Raw genomic sequence first — 18047 nt, forward strand, 5'->3', positions numbered from 1 at the left:
TCGGTAGGTGTAACCGGGTCGGTAGCAGAGGAGCTGCCGTTGCCGGCTGATGCTGCCAGTGCGACACCGCCGACAGTAGCGAGGCCGATGGCTCCTGCTGCTGCCAACGACATCGGAGCGCTTGATGCGATGCCTACTTCGGCGGCCAGCAGTTGCTCGGATGCTGTTTGGGCGAATACGCCGTCAATACCGATGTGGCCGCTGTCTGCAGTTAAGAAATGGTTTTGATAGTTTTTCAGAATCAGCTCGGGAGTCTGGCCGGCCTGCTCACCTGTGTAAACCCATAAATCTTCGCCGACTATCTGGGTTTGCGGCGGGGTAACCGGATTACCTTGTGCATCGAATAATTGATAGATGGTTTCGGGTTGTGCCTCTAAAGTAATGGGCTCGCCGGAAACTAAAGAAATGTTTTGGACCTGATTATTGTGGGTAATACGTAAGGTGTAATGTGACATGATAATAACTTTTTAAATTATTTATTATGGAAGTAAGATGGTGGGATTATAAGGGGGGATGAAGCAAGCGGGATATCCGTCTTTTGCGTGCTGGCATATCTTTAACTACCTTAAAGAAATTTAATAAAGTAAAAATACTGAATAGAAACTATCAAATAACTTTATTATTTGTTTTTTAATGTTTATTTTAATTTTTATAAAAAAATGCCTGTCTGAAAAAACGGCGACTGTGTCGGTTTTTTCAGACAGGCATTTCAGATATACGGGTTATTTTCAGGAAGGAAGGTCGTTTTAAGGAAACAATAAAGGCTGTGTAATTGCCACTTTTGTGGCCTGATGGTTTTTCAGACAGGCATATAAAAACTTTAATTCTTGCGCATCAGCCAGAGAAAATATGCGCCGCCAACTAGGCTTGCCATCAGGCCGGCCGGAATTTCATAGGGAAACAGCCAGATGCGGCCCAGCCAGTCGGCAGCCATCATCACCGATGCACCGATGCAGGCGGCGGCGCTCAATTGGCGGGCGGTTAAGCGGGCACCAAAAGCTTGGGCCAGATGCGGTGCGAGCAGGCCGATAAAGCTTAAAGGGCCGATTAACAGGGTGGAAAAAGCCGTCATCACGGCGCTTAACACGATTAAGCTGCGGCGGGCCCACAATACGTTCAAGCCCGCTGCTTGGGCAGTGGCTGCGCCCAAGCCCAGCAGGGTCAAGCAGGGGGCAAGCGGCCGTACAATGAGCAACAGAAATACCGCGCCCGCCGCTACCCAGAGGGATAAGACCGGTTGCGCGTGATAAGTAGAGCCGGATAGCCAGACCAATAATTGTTGGATACGGTAGTCGCCGCTGGCCGACCATACCCTGATCGCTGCATCGTTCAAGGCGGCCAGCGCCATACCGGTTAACAAAACTTTTTCCGGCTGCAAACCGTTTTTGCGGTTCAGCCACATCATCAGGCCGAGCGCTGCCAAGGCTGCTGCCAAGCCGGCCAACCAAAATACCGGGCTGCCGGAAGTGGTGCGCCAAACCATTACCGAAGCCATCGCGCCCAAGCCGGCAGCCGAGCTGATGCCGAGCAATTCGGGGCTGGCCATCGGGTTGAGGGTGAGCTTTTGCAGCAATACCCCGCACACGGCCAATACGGCGCCGCAAGCGGCGGCCAGCAGTACGCGCGGGTAACGCAACGTCAGCAGGTAAGCATCGGCGCTTGCCTGCCAGCCGTCTTCATTGTGGCCGATAAATAAGGCGCAAACGGCAATTAATGCGGCAATCAGCGGCAGCCACGGCAGCAGCCATCCGCGCGAAACAGTTGCCGGAGCGGCAGGCGGCGCCAATGTTTGCGGCGGACTGTGGCGCAGCATCAGCCACAACAGAATCGGCGCGCCTAGCAAGGCGGTTACCGAACCGGTGGGCAATTCGATGCCGCTGTAATGTTGCAGCAATACCAAGAGGTTATCACTCAACAGCAAAATCGCCGCCCCCCACAGCCAGGATAAACGGCAGCGGCGTGCAAAGTCGGCCACGCCCAATTGGCGTATGGCAGCCGCCGCAGCCAAACCGACAAAGCCCATCATGCCGACCAATGCCACCACATTGGCGGCCAATACCGCCGCTACCGCCAGCGTGATCAGGCGGATGCGGCGTACCGGAATGCCTAAAGAGGCGGCTTGTTCGTCACCCAAAGCCATAATGGATAAGGGCTTGATGAGGAACAGTAATACAAGCGTTGCGGCCAGCATGCGCCAAGCAAGGCTAAGGCTGTCGTACCAGCCGTCTTGTACCAGCGAGCCGCTGCCCCACAGCATCACACCGCGGGCTTCCTCGCTGTAAAACAGCATCAGAATGCCGTTTACCGCGCCCAGATACAGGCTGACGACCAAGCCGATTAATACCACGCTCAAAGGTTGCCAACTGCGTTTGCCGGAGAGCCACAATACGATGATTAAAGAAAATAATGCACCGGAGAGAGCTGTTAAACCGCCGCCGCGTATCAATAAACCGGGGGCAAACAAGGTGGCCAGCAACAAAGCGGTTTGCGCGCCGCTGCTCACTGCCAGCGTACTGTCGGCGGCCAAAGGATTGCGCATGGCCTGTTGCAACAGGGTGCTGGCCAGCGCCAAACAGCCGCCCGCCAGTAGCGCCATCAGCATGCGGGGCAATACGGCATCGCGTACCAGCAAAGCTTCCACCGGCAGGCTTTCGGCTGCGGCAAAAAAATCGCTGAACGGCAGCGGCCATTGCAGGCCGATAATCGTCAAGCTGCTGCCCAAACACAAAACGGCCAGCAGCAAGCTGCCGTTGCGCAGCAGTTTGTTCGAAGCAAAAACCGTTACCATGGCCGCTCCTGTGTTTTCGGCAAATATTCGGCCAGTTGGCCGGCAAAATGCGTCATCGAAGGCAGCGCGCCATAACTCCAAGAGCGTTCCAATACGCGGCGGTTGGCGCTTTGTGCAAACGGCAATCTCTGCCAGATGGCGTTTTTCTGCAAAGCGCTATGCAATAGCGGCGGATGCGGCGGCACGATAATCAGCAGAGTGCCGGGGGGAAGTTGTGCCAAACGGGTTAACGGAATATTGGCGAACCCCCAAGCATTTGATTCGCCCCGCCAGGCGTTTTGCAAACCCAATTGGTTCATTACCGCATGATAGAGCGAGCTTTCGCCGTAAATGCGCAGATGGCGGCTGTCGATAAACTGCACCACTGCCAGCGGCCTGCTGCGGTAGGGGGCTACGGCGTGGCGGGCCTGGACGAGGCTTTGCAGACTGCTGCGGATCAATTGTTCGGCCGCGGCTTCTGCTCCGACCATTTTGCCGAGCGTGCGGGTGGCGGCCACGGTATGCTCGAAGCGTATGCCTTTGTCGTCGGCAAAATCCAGCTCGCTAACCGGCGCGATTTGTTCGAACTGCGGTTTCAAGTGGGCAAACCAGGAGGATTGGATAAAACGGTCGGGTTTGAGCTGGTAGAGCCGTTCCAGATTCGGTTGGAAACGCAAACCGGCATCAAGGATTTGATCGGGCAGCGCGGGTTGGTTCACCCAAAACTGATAAGCGCGTTTGTCGCCGACGCCGATCGGCGGCAGCTTCATGGCTGTCAGCGTTTCGGCTACCGACCAATCACTGGTGGCGATCCGCGGCGCAGCCTGTGCGTTAAATGGCAGCCACAGCGCGGCCAGTAGAATAAGGTGCCTGAAAAAACGGGGCATGTTAAACACTCCGGTTGGGATAGCGGCAAGAGAAAAGGAAACTTGCCCTTAATGCCTGTCTGAAAAAGATTTTCAGACAGGCATTATTGTTTTTATATGATGTTTTACGAAATATCCGGTAGGGTTTCCTAATGCCTGTCTGAAAATCTTTTTCAGACAGGCATTGGATATACCGAACTAAGGCAGGGCAATCGGATGGCCAGTTTTCGGATGAGCGATGATGTCCATCTCAACCGTATAAATCGAGTGCAGCGCTTCGCGGTTCATGATGTCGGCCGGGCTGCCTTGCCGCAGCAGCCGGCCTTGTTTCAGCGCAATCAGTTGATCGCAATAACGGGCGGCCAGATTGATATCGTGGATAACAATCACAATGCCCAGTTGCAGATGGCGTGAGAGATGGCGAATTAATTCCATCACTTCGAGCTGATGGGCGATGTCCAGCGCTGCCAAGGGTTCGTCCAGCAGCAGGAAACGGCTTTGTTGTGCCAAACACATGGCCAGCCAGATGCGCGAACGCTCGCCGCCGGAAAGGGTATCGACCATACGGTCGGCAAAGGCTTCGGTATGGGTTAGAGCGAAAGCTTGGTCGACGGCGGTCTGGTCTTGCTCGCGTTTGCCGCCGAATAAGCCGCCCCAAGCGTAACGGCCCATGGCGACCAATTCGCGGGCGGTGAGCGAAGTGGCAGCGGGCAGATGTTGCGGCAGATAGGCGATCTGCCGGGCGTATTCGCGACTGCTGTAATCAAATATGGATTTGTCATCAAACAGAATGCGGCCGCCGGCCAAGGGGTATTGGCGGGTGAGCAGTTTGAGCAGAGTGGATTTGCCCGAGCCGTTGTGGCCGATGAGTCCGTAAACCCGATTCGGATAGAATGCCAAATCCAAGGGATGTAATATCGTGCGCCCTTGCAGGGCAAAGGAGGCTTGTTCGAGTCGGAACATGAATCTTCGGATCCTCCGTAAGGGAAAAAACAAGGGAAAGCCTGTCTGAAAGCAGACAGGCTTCCGTTTGATGAAAAACGTTAGGGTCTGTCGACAATTAACGCAACGGCGGTGTTTTTGGTCAAAAATCCCCGTCTGCGGCGTTAAAAATGCTCGCAAGGTGTTCAACCTTGCTGTGCTTTTTGCCTTGCATACGCGGTTTTTGCCTCAAAAAACCGCTTCGCCGGTTAATTGTCGACAGCCCCTAGCGGTGTTTAAAACTTATAGCTGACTTTGCCGGTGATGCTGCGCTCGGCACCGTAATAGCAGTTGTAATCGCAGCCGCTGATGTATTTGCGGTTGGTGATATTGTCGGCATTGAGCTGAACTTCCCAATCATCGGCGATGCGGTATTTGGCGAAAACATCGAATACGGTGGAGGAAGGCACTTGGTAACCGGAATACAGCGAACCGGATTGGGTGTAGCTGTTGCCGGTGTAGCGGATGCCGGCGCCGATGTCCAGGCCGTTCAACGCTCCTTTGGTGAACTGGTAAATACCGCGCAGGCTGGCGCTGTGTTTGGGAATCAGCGGATTGCGTACGGTATTGCCGTTGTCATCGGTGATGCTGCTCAGGTAGGTATAGGCAAACGCGCCTTTGATGTTGTCGGTAATCTGGGCTTCGGCTTGGATTTCAATGCCTTTGCGTTTAATCGGACTTTCGCTGCTGACAGTGGCGCCGATGTTGTTGCTTACCAGTGCGCCTTTGTCGCGTGCTTTGAATACCGCCAGCGACAAGCTGCCGTCCACCCAGCTTGGCAGATATTTGATACCGGCTTCGTATTGTTCGGTGGTTTTCGGATCGTACAGCGTTTGGTTGCCGCTCAAGCCGGTGGGCAGGCTGAACGATTCGCTGTATGCGATATACGGGTTGATGCCGTAGGGGGCAAAATACATCAGCGAGCCGGAATAAGAAGTGTGGTTGGCTCTAACCGATTGGCCGTTGCTCACTTCTTCACTGCGTGCGCGGTCGTGACGGATGCCGGCGGTGATGCCGAAGGTATCAAACAGCTTGGTGCTGTTTTGCAGGTAAAAACCCAATTGGCGCGATTTTACGCCGGTATTCGGTGCATTAACGGTATAAGCCTGGCCGTAAGAGGCGGCGGGGTTGTAAACGTTAACTGCTGCGCCGCTGCCGAATAAAGTATAGAGCGCATCGACTTTCTGATGACGGTAATCGATACCGCCCAGCAAGGTGTTATCGATGTTTTCGTTTTGGAAGCGCCAGCTTAAGCGGTTGTCGAAGCTGTGGCTTTTGGCGGTGCCGTCGTTAAATACCACGCCGCGGTTAACCGAATAATCGTTATCCGCCGACAAGGCTTGCGCAGCCCAATTGGCATCGTAAGCAGAAGGATAGGCATAAGCACCGAGATGGCGGTTGCGGATATGTTGGTAGCGGTAATTTTGGTTGAACTTTAAGCCGTTGCCGAAATCATGGCTGAATTCGTAGCCTATCGATTTGGCGACGTTTTTTTCATGGTCTTGGGTCGGGTCGCCCAGATTATTGTTGGGATCGATATAGCCCAAATCGGTGGCGACTAAGGTGCCGCTTTGCGGCATAAAGTTAGAGCTGGGCACGCCTACGTCTTTTTGGATGCTGCCCAATAAAGTCAGGTTGGTGCGTTCGCTGAAATCGAAGCTGAGCGAAGGGGCAAAGTAATAGCTTTCGTTGCGGGTACCGTTCCAATCGCCGTCGGCATGCTTATAGCTGCCGACCAAGCGGTAACGCAGGCTTTGGTCTGCATTTAAGGCACCGGTGTAATCGGCGGCGATGCCGCGCTGCTCTTTATTGCCGATGTGCGCTTCAACCGAACCGTGGCCGACTTGCGATTTATGCGGCCGCTTGCTGATGTAGTTGATCAAACCGCCGGCGTTGGCGGCGCCATAGGTAAGCGAATCGCTGCCTTTGGTGATTTCTACCGCCTCTACGCCGAAGGTTTCTACATGCGGGGTGAAGAAGCCGTATTCGGCAGCCGGCAGGCCGTCGAAAGATTGGCTGGCAGTAGTGCCGCGGATGCGGAACCAGTTGGTGTTGTTGTCGGAACCGAAAGGTTGGTTGGTAAAACCGGATTGATAGCGGCCGATTTCATCCATTTTTTCCACGCCTTGATCGGCAATTTCATCTGCCTTGATGCTGACCGCGGATTTGGCTTGGCGGAAGGGTACAACCGATAATTTGTTGATGGAACCGGATACGGTGATGGTTTCCAGCTCAGTAGCCGGTGCTTCGGCCTCAGTGTTTTGATTTTCGGCAAAAGCCGGTGTGTAAGCGGCCAATACGGCCAGCGCAACCAAGTGATAGCGGAATCTTTGAGGGTTGGTCATGTTGTGTGTCTCTTTGATTAAAATCATTATGAAAATCATTCTCAGATTGTGAATTGTAGAGATTTTTTTCAGACAGGCATACGGGTATGTACGATTAAATAGAATAATTGATAATTAATATCAGAAAATGTGGTTTAAACCACACAAAATAATCCGAGGCAGAGCCTGAAAAAAGTAGTCGATAGGATCGAAACGTTTTTTTGTTTTCGCAACACTGCGGTTGATTTCAAACTGAAGATGCGGTGAGCGGCCACAGCGGTTTGTGGGATTGCGATACGCAAACCGGTGGATGATTTCAGACAGGCATCGGTTGGCCTGGGGGATTGATGCCTGTCTGAAAAAACGAATATGGTTTTATCCGGCTCAATTGGCCTGTTCAGACAGGCATCCCTGCTTCATTGCCAGAATGCGGTCTGCATGGTGGAAATATTTATCATCGTGGCTGATGGCAAATACGGTATGACCTTGCTGTTTTAACAGGGGCAGTAATTCTTGGTAGAAGAGTGCGCGAAATTCGGGGTCTTGATCAGCCGCCCATTCATCCAGCAGCAAGATGCTGCGCTGTTCGGCGGCGGCCAGCAGTAGTGCCAGCCGCTTTTTTTGCCCTTGCGAAAGCCGTTTGTTGAGTAGTTTTCCTTGTTCGATTTTGGCTTTGTCGGCCAATTGCAAATGGGAAAGCCAGTTTGCTATCCATTCGTCGGCTACTTCGCGGCCGAAGCCGTCCATTAATTGGTCGAACAGATGAAAATCGGTAAATACGCTGGCAAACAGTTGACGGTAGGCGCGGCGGTTGTGTTCGGTAATTTCGATATTATCGACAAAAATCCGTCCTTCGCTGGGTGTGTAAAGCCCTGCAAGCAGCATGCATAAGGTGGATTTGCCGGAACCGTTGGCACCAATCAGAAATAGGGTTTCGCCGCGGCGTATGCTAAGCGAAGTGGGCTGTAGCGCAAAAATCTGGCCGGCTTGACTCGGGTAGTGGTAGCTGACGTTTTCCAAGCGGATTTGCTGCCAGTCGGCCGGCAATAGGGCGGTATCGTGAAAGCTTTGTTGCGGTTCGCTCAAGTCGAGCTGCTCCAGTGCTTGAACCGCAATTCGGCTTTGTAATATGGCCGGCAGCGCGCCGATGGCGGCGGTTAACGGCCCGCGCATCAAAAGAACGGTCATGGCGATCACCGCGGCTTCGTTGAGGCTTGCCCAGTCTTGGTAGGCGGCCAGGTAAAAGATAATACCGACGGCGGCCAGCATCACGCTGTTGCCCCAATTGACGGCAAACACATGGTAAACATCGGCACGAATGTGGTGATCGCGTTTGAGGGCGGCTTCGCTGCTGAAGTCTTCATGATAAAAGCGTTCAGCGCGGTAGCGGTTGAGGCTCAGTTCCTTATGGCCGTTTAGGCCGGTTTGGTAGTGCTCATAGAGCGTATCTTCCGAACGGCGCATCAGATGGAAATGACGGTAATGGCCGCGTACCAGCAGGTGGCTCAAGGCAATCATCAGCAGCATCAGGCAGGCAACCACGGCGAACAGGCGCGGGGAAAGCCACAGAATATAGAGGCTGCAACAGGCAACAAATAATACACCCTGCAACAATTCGGGTAATCGGGTAAAGGCAATCGATATGCTTCGGATGTCGTTAGACAAACTGGCGAGAATTTTGGCGTGGCCGGTTTGCTGAATCTGCATCCAGGGGGTATCGAGTATTTGTTTCAACAACCGGATCTGCATTTGATAAACCAAGCGGTGTCCGATGGTGGAAAGCAGGATTTGGCCGGCGGTGCTGCTGATTAAATACACTGCCAAAAGACCGATAAAAAACAGCAGGGTATTTTCACCACCTACGGCATGGAGCAGGTTTTGGTTGATATAGGAGAGCAGCGCGATGCTGAGCAGACCGGATAATAAGGTAAGCAACAACATGGTGGTAAAGAGCGTGCGGTGTTGGTGCAGCAATTGGCGTAGAAGCGGCATGGATTTTCCAGAATGATAATGCGAATGATCAGATGAGCGCGAACAATGCCGTTTATCGGTTTAAATGTCAATAAATTTGAGAATTATTATCAAATTTTAGAAGGATAAGTATAAAGATTGAAGGCTGAGGTATTGCCGGCATGATAAAAAACGGCCCGAAAAGAATTTCGGGCCGCCGGTTGGCAAAGATTTTCTTATTTATGGAAGAAAATCAGTGTCCATGGCAATACATAGGCTTGCAGCACGGTCATGATGCCGATGAAAGTACAGAAAATCAGACTGTGTTTCACGGTAAAGCGGAACAGATCGGACTCTTTACCGGCCAAACCTACTGCTGCACAAGCAATGGCGATAGATTGCGGAGAAATCATCTTGCCGGTTACACCGCCGGTGGTATTGGCTGCAACCGCCAGCTCGGGAGAAATACCCACTTGGTGTGCGGTGCTGGCTTGCAGCGAGCCGAACAGGGCGTTGGCGGAAGTATCGGAACCGGTCAGGAATACGCCCAGCCAGCCGAGGAACGGCGAGAAGAACGGGAAAGCGGCACCGGTACCGGCCAATACCAAGGCCAGAGTGGAAGACAAGCCCGAATAGTTGGCTACGAAGGCAAAGCCCAATACCAAACCGATGGACAAAATCGAGAAGCGCAACTCGTGCAGGGTTTCAACAAAGGTTTTCACTGCGTCTGCCGGTTTCATTTTCAACAGGATGATGGTAACGAAAGAGGCCAACAGGATGGAGGTACCCACTGCGCTTAACAAGTTGAGTTTGTAAACGGCGGCGTAAGCGGTCGGTTCTTGGACCACGGGAGCGGCTTTCATCACCAGATTGTGCAGGCCCGGCCATTTGATTTCAATCAGGCTGAAGCTGTCCAAAAAGGTTTTCAGTGATTTCATGGTCCACAGGCTGACAAATACGGTCAGGATGGCGAAAGGCGACCAAGCTTTGATGATTTGACCGGTAGTGTATTCGGATGCTTTGCGCGCTTCCGGTTTTCTCATGCCTTGGAAGGTGAAGATTTCAACCGGCTGCCATTTTTTCAGGAACAGCGACAAACAGATCAGGCTGATCAGTGCGGAGGTAACGTCGGGCAGTTCCGGGCCGATAAAGTTGGCGGTAATGAACTGGGTAATAGCGAAAGATACGCCGGCAACCAACAGCGCAGGATAAGTTTGTTTGATACCGCGCATACCATCCATCATGGCAATCAGCCAGAAGGGAACGATAATCGACAGAATCGGCAATTGACGGCCGGCTACTTGGCCGATGTGGTAAGCATCCAAGCCGGATACTTGACCGGCAACGATAATCGGGATACCCATGGCGCCGAAGGCTACCGGAGCGGTATTGGCAATCAAGCACAAACCGGCTGCGTACAGCGGATTAAAGCCCAAGCCTACCAGCAGGGCGGCGGTAATCGCCACCGGTGCACCGAAGCCCGCCGCACCTTCCAAGAAAGCACCGAACGAGAAGCCTACCAGAATCATTTGCAGACGCTGGTCTTCGGTAATGGAGATTACCGAAGCGCGGATAATATCGAATTGGCCGGTTTTTACGGTGATTTTATACAGGAAAACGGCGGTGATGATAATCCAGGCAATCGGCCATAAGCCGTAGACAAAGCCGTAAGCCGCAGAGGATAAGGCCATGCCGGCGGGCATGCCGAAGGCAAAAATCGCTACCAGAATGGAAATCAGTAGCGTAAAGAAACCTGCTACATAGCCCTTCATCTTCAGTATTGTCAAGGCGACAAAGAAGAAGACGATGGGGAGCAGGGCGACGGCGGCAGTCAGGTAGAGGCTACCGCCTACCGCCGAATAATTTTGAATCCAAGTCTCCATTTGTTCAATCTCCGAAATAATAGTGAGTCAGGTTTTTTTGCTGCATCCTGCCTCAATGGAGATGGGGCAGTAGAGCGGGGTGATTCTTGAAAGAATCTTGGGCACAGAATTAAATCAAACATATATTGTCCGCCGAATGTAAGAAGCGGATGGTATGTTTATTTAATTTTCTGCTTATCGGCAGCGCCGGATAAATCGGCAGCAGCCACAAAAAATACGAAATCATTCTTTCTTTTTGATTTCGTATTTTTTCAGACAGGCATTCAAGAAACGGTATGCCTGTCTGAAAAACGCTGATAAATTTTGTTTGGTAAATAGCCAGCTTAGCGGTTTTTGTTTCTCTCTTCGATGAGTTGGTGCAGTGTTTTCGGTGCGGGTTGCAGCGGGATATGATTCTGCGTCCAACCCATTTGCTTGCTGGGTGTGAGCGAACGGAATTTGGTGGCCGCCCAACCAAAGGCGCGGTAGGCCTTCTTACCGCTGAAAATACCGTTGAAAGTACGCCAAGCCAGTTGTTCTCCCAGATTATAAGAAGCGCCTTGGCCGCGTAGCGGGTGGGCTACTTTTTCCGAAGGCGGCCGCTGAGCTTCTTCGCGCAGACGGATCAGCAAATCGGGAATGGGAATGCGCACCGGGCAGACTTCGGCGCAAGCACCGCACAATGAAGAAGCGGTAGGCAGGTCTTTGGTTGATTCCAAGCCCATCAGATGCGGGGAAATGATTTCGCCGATGGGGCCGGGATAAGTGGTACCGTAGGCTGCGCCGCCGATGCGGGTATACACTGGACAATGGTTCATGCAGGCGCCGCAGCGGATGCATTGCAGGGTTTTGCGCAATTGTTCGTCGGCATAGGCTTGGCTTCTGCCGTTGTCCAGCAATACCAGATGCATTTCCTGCGGGCCGTCCAACTCGGCGCTGCGGCGTGGGCCGGTAATCATATTGAAATAGGTGGTAATCGGTTGGCCGATGGCGCTGCGCGGCAGCAGGCTGTATAAGGGCGGAATATCGGATAATTTGGCCACCACTTTTTCAATACCGGTAATGGCGATGTGTACCGGCGGTACGGTGGTGGTCAGCCGGCCGTTACCTTCGTTTTCCACCAAGCACAAGGTACCGGTTTCGGCTACTGCGAAGTTTACGCCGGAGAGGCCGACGTCGGCGGTGCGGTAAATATCGCGCAGCGCATGGCGGGCAAAGCTGGTTAGTTGGTCAACATCGTCGGTAAGCGGGGTTTCGATATTTTCGTGAAACAGCTCGCTCACTTGCTGTTTGGTTTTGTGAATGGCAGGCATCACGATGTGGGTGGGCTTTTCGCCGGCCATTTGTACGATGTACTCGCCCAAATCGCTTTCTATCGCGCGGATGCCTTTGTCTTCCAAATAGTGGTTGAGTTCGACCTCTTCGCTCACCATCGATTTGCCTTTTACCACCAGCTTGCCGTTTTTGGCGCTGATGATGCTGTGAATGATTTGGCAGGCTTCATCGGGGGTTTCCGCCCAATGTACCTTTACGCCCAATTCCGTAAGCTTGGTTTCCAGTTGTACCAGCAACTCCGGCAGGCGTGAGAGCGAGCGCTGGCGGATGTGTTCGCACAGTGTACGCAGGGCTTGTAATTCGTGTTCGTCGGACAATACCATTTTGCGCTTGGTCATCAGCATGTCCATGGCGGTACGCAGGCTTTTGCGCAGCGGTGCGTCGGCCAGTGCGCCGACGGCATTTTGCTTGAAGGTTTCCGGCTTGGGATGGAAATGGACGGTTTGTGTGTTCATCTGATGTGCTCCCCGCTTTTCAGACAGGCATGAAAAGCGTTTGTCGATTCGTTTTTATGATCTTCATTCGGTATTTAATCCGCTAAATCGGCAGGATTGATATGCTCGGGCAATACGGCCAATACCACCATATCGCGCGGCCCGTGGGCACCAAAAGCCAGCGTGAGCTGGATATCGGCGGTTTTCGAGGGACCGGATACCAGCACGACATTGGTGGGCATGCCTTCTGCCATGTTTTCGCCCTGCATGGCGCTGTAAAAATCGTCATACATAGTGGCGGTGTCGAACAGGCAGATGTGTACCGGCGGTACCAAGCTTTGGCTGCGCGGTTGTTCTACCGTAGGCCACAGCATCAGGGTGCCGGTGTGGGCGATGCCGCAGCGGCTGTCGGTAAATCCGGCGTCTATATCTGCGAAAAATTCGTCTTTCCAGTCTTCAATCGGGCGCTCGAACGCCTTAACTTCAATACCGGCGGCTTTAACGGCAGTAGCGGCGGTTTGGCCGTGTTCGGTTTGCAGCGGCAGCAGGATATTGCGCAAACCTTTCTGTTGAGCCACCTCTACCAAGGTTTTTGCCCAATCGTTAGCGCGAACCCAGTAAATTTCGGTTTTTACCGCCCGCATGGCGGCGGCCCAATGTTTGAGCCTGTCGACTTCATTGTCCCAATGCGGGCTCATCTCTTGGTAATACTCAGCAGTTTCAGGCTCTTTGAGCGGTGTGGCATTGGCCATGCGCAGCTTGGCCAGAATATTGTCGCGGGCACTCATGCTTTACCTCCGGTACGCTCCAGCAAGAAAGTAGCGATGTGTTTGGGCTTGGGCATACCCGGCTCGTCTTTGGCGATTTTGCCGCCGATGTTGAGCATACATCCGGCATCGGCGCTGATGATTTCCACCGCTTCGGATTCCTTCAGCGCACAAACTTTATCGCTTACCATCGCGCCGGATATGTCGGGGTGTTTTACCGAGAAAGTACCGCCGAAACCGCAACATTCGCTTTCATGATCATGTACCACACGTTCGACGTTGGCTAAGCTGTCGACCAGTTTCCAGCCGGAAATATGTACATTCATTTCGCGACGGGCGGCGCAAGAGGTATGTACTGCTACTTTGGCCGGAGTGCCTTTATCTTCGGGTTGGTAACCGATGGCCAGGAGAAAATGGGTGAATTCCACGATGCGTGAAGCCACTTCCTGAGCTTGGCGTTCATAAACGCTATCTTTGAATAATACCGGCCAGCTGTGTTTCATCATGCCGCCGCAGGAACCGGACGGAACGACGATAGGCCAGGGGTTGGGAAACAGGTTTAATTGTGTTTTGGCAACATTAAATGCTTCTTTCGGATGACCGGCGGAGTAGGCCGGCTGGCCGCAGCAGCTTTGCTCCATCGGGAAGTGTACGCGGATGCCTTGTTGCTCCAACAGGGTAATGGCATCCATCCCTGCCTCGGGCATGAAAATATCCAAAAGGCAGGTGCCGAAAAAATAAACGTCGGTAGGACGTTTCGGGAAAACGGGAGATTCCTGTGTTGACATGGTTTGTGATCCGGTTGTTTTTGGTGAATTGGTCAGACCAATTTATGTAGTTGTTTGTTACTTTACAAAAGCTTTGCATTCGGGTCAAGCAAAAGAAGGATAAAAATTTAGATTTTTTTGATGGATTTGACTGGGCAAAGCGGCGACTTACGGTACAATCCGTGGCAATATCGCGGTAGGTAATATTGGGTGCAACGATTGGCAACGACACCTAATAAACATGTTAACGAGTGAAAATCTACTGTTTTGCAATTTAACTGTATCATTTGGAAATGGTGATTTTGAGTGTTTTGTGTCAATAAAAATAATTTTTTAATATATCATGGCAATCGATGTTGTCGGTTGTGGGGAAAGTATAATGGTTAAAAACACGGATATCGGTTGGAACGGCAGGGTTAAATAACCGAAAAATAATTTGATTAAGGTATGAATTATGCAACAGCATGCGTCTCTTTCTGAAAATAATGCGGTTCGTTTACCGAGTATCGGCGGCCAGATTGCCGCGATTATCGAGGAGCGTATCCTGAAAAATGTGTATCCGATAGGCTTCAAACTGCCGCCGGAGCGCCAGCTTGCGGAGGATTTTAATGTGTCGCGCCAGTCGGTACGTGCGGCTTTACGAATTCTGGCTACTCGCGGCATGATCCAGTCCCGCCAGGGAGATGGCCATTATGTTTCTGAAAAAATTGAAAAAAATTTTCAGTTCGGCTGGGAAGATATTTTGGGAGAACACGGCGGGTTGGAGCAGGATGTATTGGATTTCCGCCGAGGGCTGGAAGGGTTGATGGCTTCTTTGGCTGCACAACGGCGAACCGAAGCAGATTTGAAAAGGATGAGAAATTGGCTCGACGAATTGCGCCGCTCTTACGAGGAAGAACAAATCGACCGACAATCAATAGCCGATGTTGCTTTTCATCAGGCGGTGGCTGAGGCAACCCATAATTTGTTGTTTACCCGCTTGTCCGATAGTTTGTTGCGCCTGTTGCATCGTCATACCCGCCAGAATCTGGCTAATATGTTTGGTTCAGACCGTTTAAAAAACGATTTGATGGAGCAGCATGAAGCAATTTATGCGGCCATCGAACGGGGCGATAGTGAAGCAGCGGCTCAGGCGGCAGGATTGCATTTGGATTATGTGCGCGACAGTTTGCAGCGCGCCCGTGACCAACATGAACGTGAGGCAGTATCGAATGCTTTAGTGCATACCGATACGCACAAGAAGAAATAGGAATAGCTTGTATCGATTATGCCTGTCTGAATAATTTCAGACAGGCATTTGTTGTTTATTTTGCCCCTTGGGCTTAAAACCATCTGGAAATAAAAATGCCTTTCTGAAATTATTCAGACAGGCATTTGGGGCTAAGGCCGATTTATTGCTGAATCACATGCGGATCATGTGGCAGTTCTTTATCGGTCAGCGGTTTGATGTGCCAGATACCGTCTGCGTAATCTTGAATCGATCGGTCAGACGAGAAATAGCCCATGTTGGCGATGTTAATCAGTGCGGAGCGGCGCCATTTTTCCGGTTGACGATAATAGTCGTCCACTTTGTACTGGGTATCGACATAGCTGCGGAAGTCGGCAAGCACTTGGTAGTAATCGCCGCCTGCATGCAATACGTCGCTGTAACGGCCAGGTTCTTGCGGCGAGAATACGTCGGTGGCGATTTGGCGAATGATGCGGCGAAGATCCGGGTCTTGTTCCATGTAGCTGATCGGATCGTAGCCTTGGCGGCGGATGGCTTCTACCTCTTCTACCGTGTTGCCGAAGATAAAGATATTCTCATCACCGACATGCTCCAGAATCTCAACGTTGGCACCGTCTAGCGTACCAATGGTCAATGCACCGTTAAGGGCGAATTTCATGTTGCCGGTGCCGGAGGCTTCGGTGCCAGCCAATGAAATTTGTTCGGACAAATCGGCGGCGGGAATAATCATTTCGGCGAGGCTGACGCTGTAGTTCGGGATGAATACTACTTTAATCAAATCGCGCACGCGGTCGTCATTATTGATGATACTAGCGGCATCATTAATGAGACGGATGATTTTTTTCGCCATATAGTAGGCGGAGGCGGCTTTACCGGCGAAAATGAATACGCGCGGCTGCCAGTCGGCATCGGGATTTTCCAGAATTTTGTTGTAACGGTCGATGATGTGCATCAGGTTCAGCGCTTGGCGCTTGTATTCGTGAATGCGTTTGATCTGTACGTCGAACAAAGCCTGCGGGTTGATTTTAATGCCCAATTCTTTTTCGATGTAATCGGCCAAGCGTTGTTTGTTGTATTGTTTCACTTCGGCAAATTCGGCCTGTACTTTTTTGTCATCTACCAATTTGTTCAGATTGGTGAGGTGATCCAGATGCAGGCGCCAGTCTTTTTCGCCGAGGTTCTTGTCGAGGAAGGCGGCCAGCGGCGGGTTGGCCACGGCAATCCAGCGGCGGGGAGTCACGCCGTTGGTCACGTTGGTGAAACGGTCGGGGAAGATGCGGGCGAAGTCAGAGAAAATCGAAGTTTTCATCAAATCTGAGTGGATTTTGGCCACGCCGTTGACTTTGTGCGAACCAATAACGGCAAGCCAAGCCATGCGTACGCGACGGCCATGTTCTTCATCGATAATGGAAACGCGGCGGATAAAGTCATCATCATAATGGCCGATCGCACGCAGGGCATCAATGAAATATTTGTTGATTTCCAGAATGATGTCGAGGTGGCGCGGCAACAGGCGACCCATCAGGTCGATAGACCAAGTTTCCAGCGCTTCGCTCATCAGGGTATGGTTGGTGTACGAGAAAATTTTGCATGACATGCCCCAAGCTTCTTGCCAGCTCAAGCCTTCTTCGTCAAGCAGGATGCGCATCAGTTCCGGAATGGCCAATACCGGGTGGGTATCGTTCAGGTGGATAGCAACTTCATCGGCCAAAGTGCGGATGTTGGGGAAGCGGCATTTATGGCGGGCAATAATATCTTGAATAGAGGCTGATACCAGGAAGTATTCTTGTTTCAGGCGCAGTTCGCGGCCGCTGTCGGTCGAGTCGTTGGGGTAGAGTACGCGCGAGATGTTTTCATCGCTGGTTTGCGCACGCATGGCGGAGAAGTAATCGCCTTTGTTGAATTCGGCCAGGTTGAACAGGTCGCCGGCGTGGGCGGTCCACAAACGCAGGGTGTTGGCTACATCGCCGCCGTAGCCCGGAATGATTTCGTCGTAACCTAATGCGGTAATCTGTTCGCCCGGTTCCCAGTGTTTGATGCTGCCGTGGCTGTGCAACTGGCCGCCGAAGGAAACAGGATAGCTTTTGTTCGGTCGCAAAAATTGCCAAGCCATGTCTTGTTCCAGCCACAAATCGGGTTTTTCGATTTGTTGGCCGTCTACGATTTCCTGCTTGAACATACCGTATTGATAACGGATACCATAGCCCATGGCCGGAATGCGCAAGGTGGCGAGTGAATCGAGGAAACATGCGGCCAAGCGACCCAAACCGCCGTTGCCCAGGCCGGGATCTTCTTCTTCTTCGGCCACTTCTGAGAATTCCAGGCCGAGTTGTTTGAAGGCTTCGTTAAAGGTCTCAAATACGCCTTCGTTAATCAGTGCATTGACAAAGGCACGGCCCATCAAAAATTCCATGGAAAGGTAGTACACCATGCGTTTTTTGTTTTCGATGTGGCTGCGGCGGGTTTTCAGGAAACTCTCGGTCATCAGATCGCGGGCGGCAAACATGGCGGCGTTGAGCCAGTCTTCATGTTTGGCTTCGCGGGGATCTACACCGAGGGTGAAAATCAGTTTGTATACGATGGATTGGCGGACGAAATCGGCATCCGGCTTGGGCATCCGATATTCGTATTCTGGAAGTTTGTTAACCATAGTGTTATTCCTTTTTTGTGAATTATGACTGATTAATATCGTGGTTGAGGTAAGTTGAGATAGAGTATTGATTTCAGACAGGAGTATCAAGAATGCCTGTCTGAAAACACGGTGTT

General features: G+C 52.0%; 12 protein-coding genes. 1 reads left to right on the plus strand and 11 read right to left on the minus strand.

Features of this window, described 5'->3' with window-relative positions; genetic code table 11:
- The 10 genes from Q4C79_RS03005 to Q4C79_RS03050 all read right to left on the minus strand — a co-directional run.
- Positions 1-455, minus strand: a 455-nt coding sequence (locus Q4C79_RS03005; RefSeq protein WP_303089553.1) for a hypothetical protein, incomplete at its 3' end; no start/stop codon positions are given.
- A 365-nt stretch (positions 456-820) separates the two neighbouring features.
- A complete protein-coding gene (gene fhuB, locus Q4C79_RS03010; RefSeq protein WP_303089554.1) occupies positions 821-2788 on the minus strand; it encodes a Fe(3+)-hydroxamate ABC transporter permease FhuB in 1968 nt (655 codons plus the stop codon).
- The gene (locus Q4C79_RS03015; RefSeq protein WP_303089555.1) at positions 2782-3654 is read right to left on the minus strand and encodes an ABC transporter substrate-binding protein; all 873 of its coding nucleotides are present in this window, start codon (positions 3652-3654) and stop codon (positions 2782-2784) included. The genes fhuB and Q4C79_RS03015 overlap by 7 nt, the downstream gene beginning before the upstream one ends.
- A 177-nt stretch (positions 3655-3831) precedes the next feature.
- Positions 3832-4596, minus strand: coding sequence for an ABC transporter ATP-binding protein (locus tag Q4C79_RS03020; RefSeq protein ID WP_303089556.1), 765 nt, complete (start codon positions 4594-4596; stop codon positions 3832-3834).
- A 254-nt stretch (positions 4597-4850) separates the two neighbouring features.
- Entirely contained in the window at positions 4851-6959 is a 2109-nt protein-coding gene (locus Q4C79_RS03025; protein ID WP_303089557.1) for a TonB-dependent siderophore receptor, read from the minus strand.
- A gap of 363 nt (positions 6960-7322) precedes the next feature.
- Positions 7323-8930: a multidrug ABC transporter permease/ATP-binding protein gene (locus tag Q4C79_RS03030; RefSeq protein ID WP_303089558.1), complete on the minus strand. Its 1608-nt coding sequence runs from the start codon at positions 8928-8930 to the stop codon at positions 7323-7325.
- A gap of 194 nt (positions 8931-9124) precedes the next feature.
- Positions 9125-10771 carry a lactate permease LctP family transporter gene (locus Q4C79_RS03035; protein WP_303089559.1) on the minus strand — a complete coding sequence of 549 codons (1647 nt, stop codon included), beginning with the start codon at positions 10769-10771 and terminating at the stop codon, positions 9125-9127.
- Positions 10772-11094: 323 nt separating this feature from the next.
- A complete protein-coding gene (locus Q4C79_RS03040; RefSeq protein ID WP_303089560.1) occupies positions 11095-12540 on the minus strand; it encodes a LutB/LldF family L-lactate oxidation iron-sulfur protein in 1446 nt (481 codons plus the stop codon).
- Positions 12541-12614: 74 nt separating this feature from the next.
- Positions 12615-13307 carry a lactate utilization protein C gene (locus Q4C79_RS03045; RefSeq protein ID WP_303089561.1) on the minus strand — a complete coding sequence of 231 codons (693 nt, stop codon included), beginning with the start codon at positions 13305-13307 and terminating at the stop codon, positions 12615-12617.
- Positions 13304-14074 (minus strand): (Fe-S)-binding protein, encoded by a 771-nt coding sequence (locus tag Q4C79_RS03050; RefSeq protein WP_303089562.1) that lies wholly within the window; start codon positions 14072-14074, stop codon positions 13304-13306. The genes Q4C79_RS03045 and Q4C79_RS03050 overlap by 4 nt, the downstream gene beginning before the upstream one ends.
- 433 nt (positions 14075-14507) lie before the next feature.
- On the opposite strand from Q4C79_RS03050, the gene Q4C79_RS03055 reads away from it, so the two are divergent.
- A complete protein-coding gene (locus Q4C79_RS03055; RefSeq protein WP_303089563.1) occupies positions 14508-15302 on the plus strand; it encodes a FadR/GntR family transcriptional regulator in 795 nt (264 codons plus the stop codon).
- A gap of 142 nt (positions 15303-15444) precedes the next feature.
- Here the strand turns inward: Q4C79_RS03055 and Q4C79_RS03060 are convergent, their stop codons facing one another.
- On the minus strand, positions 15445-17931 hold the full coding sequence (locus Q4C79_RS03060; protein ID WP_303089564.1) for a glycogen/starch/alpha-glucan phosphorylase: 2487 nt from the start codon (positions 17929-17931) through the stop codon (positions 15445-15447).
- Between the last annotated feature and the right edge of the window lie 116 nt (positions 17932-18047).

Origin of the sequence: Neisseria sp., assembly GCF_030523955.1 — a bacterium.
Taxonomy (GTDB): domain Bacteria; phylum Pseudomonadota; class Gammaproteobacteria; order Burkholderiales; family Neisseriaceae; genus Neisseria.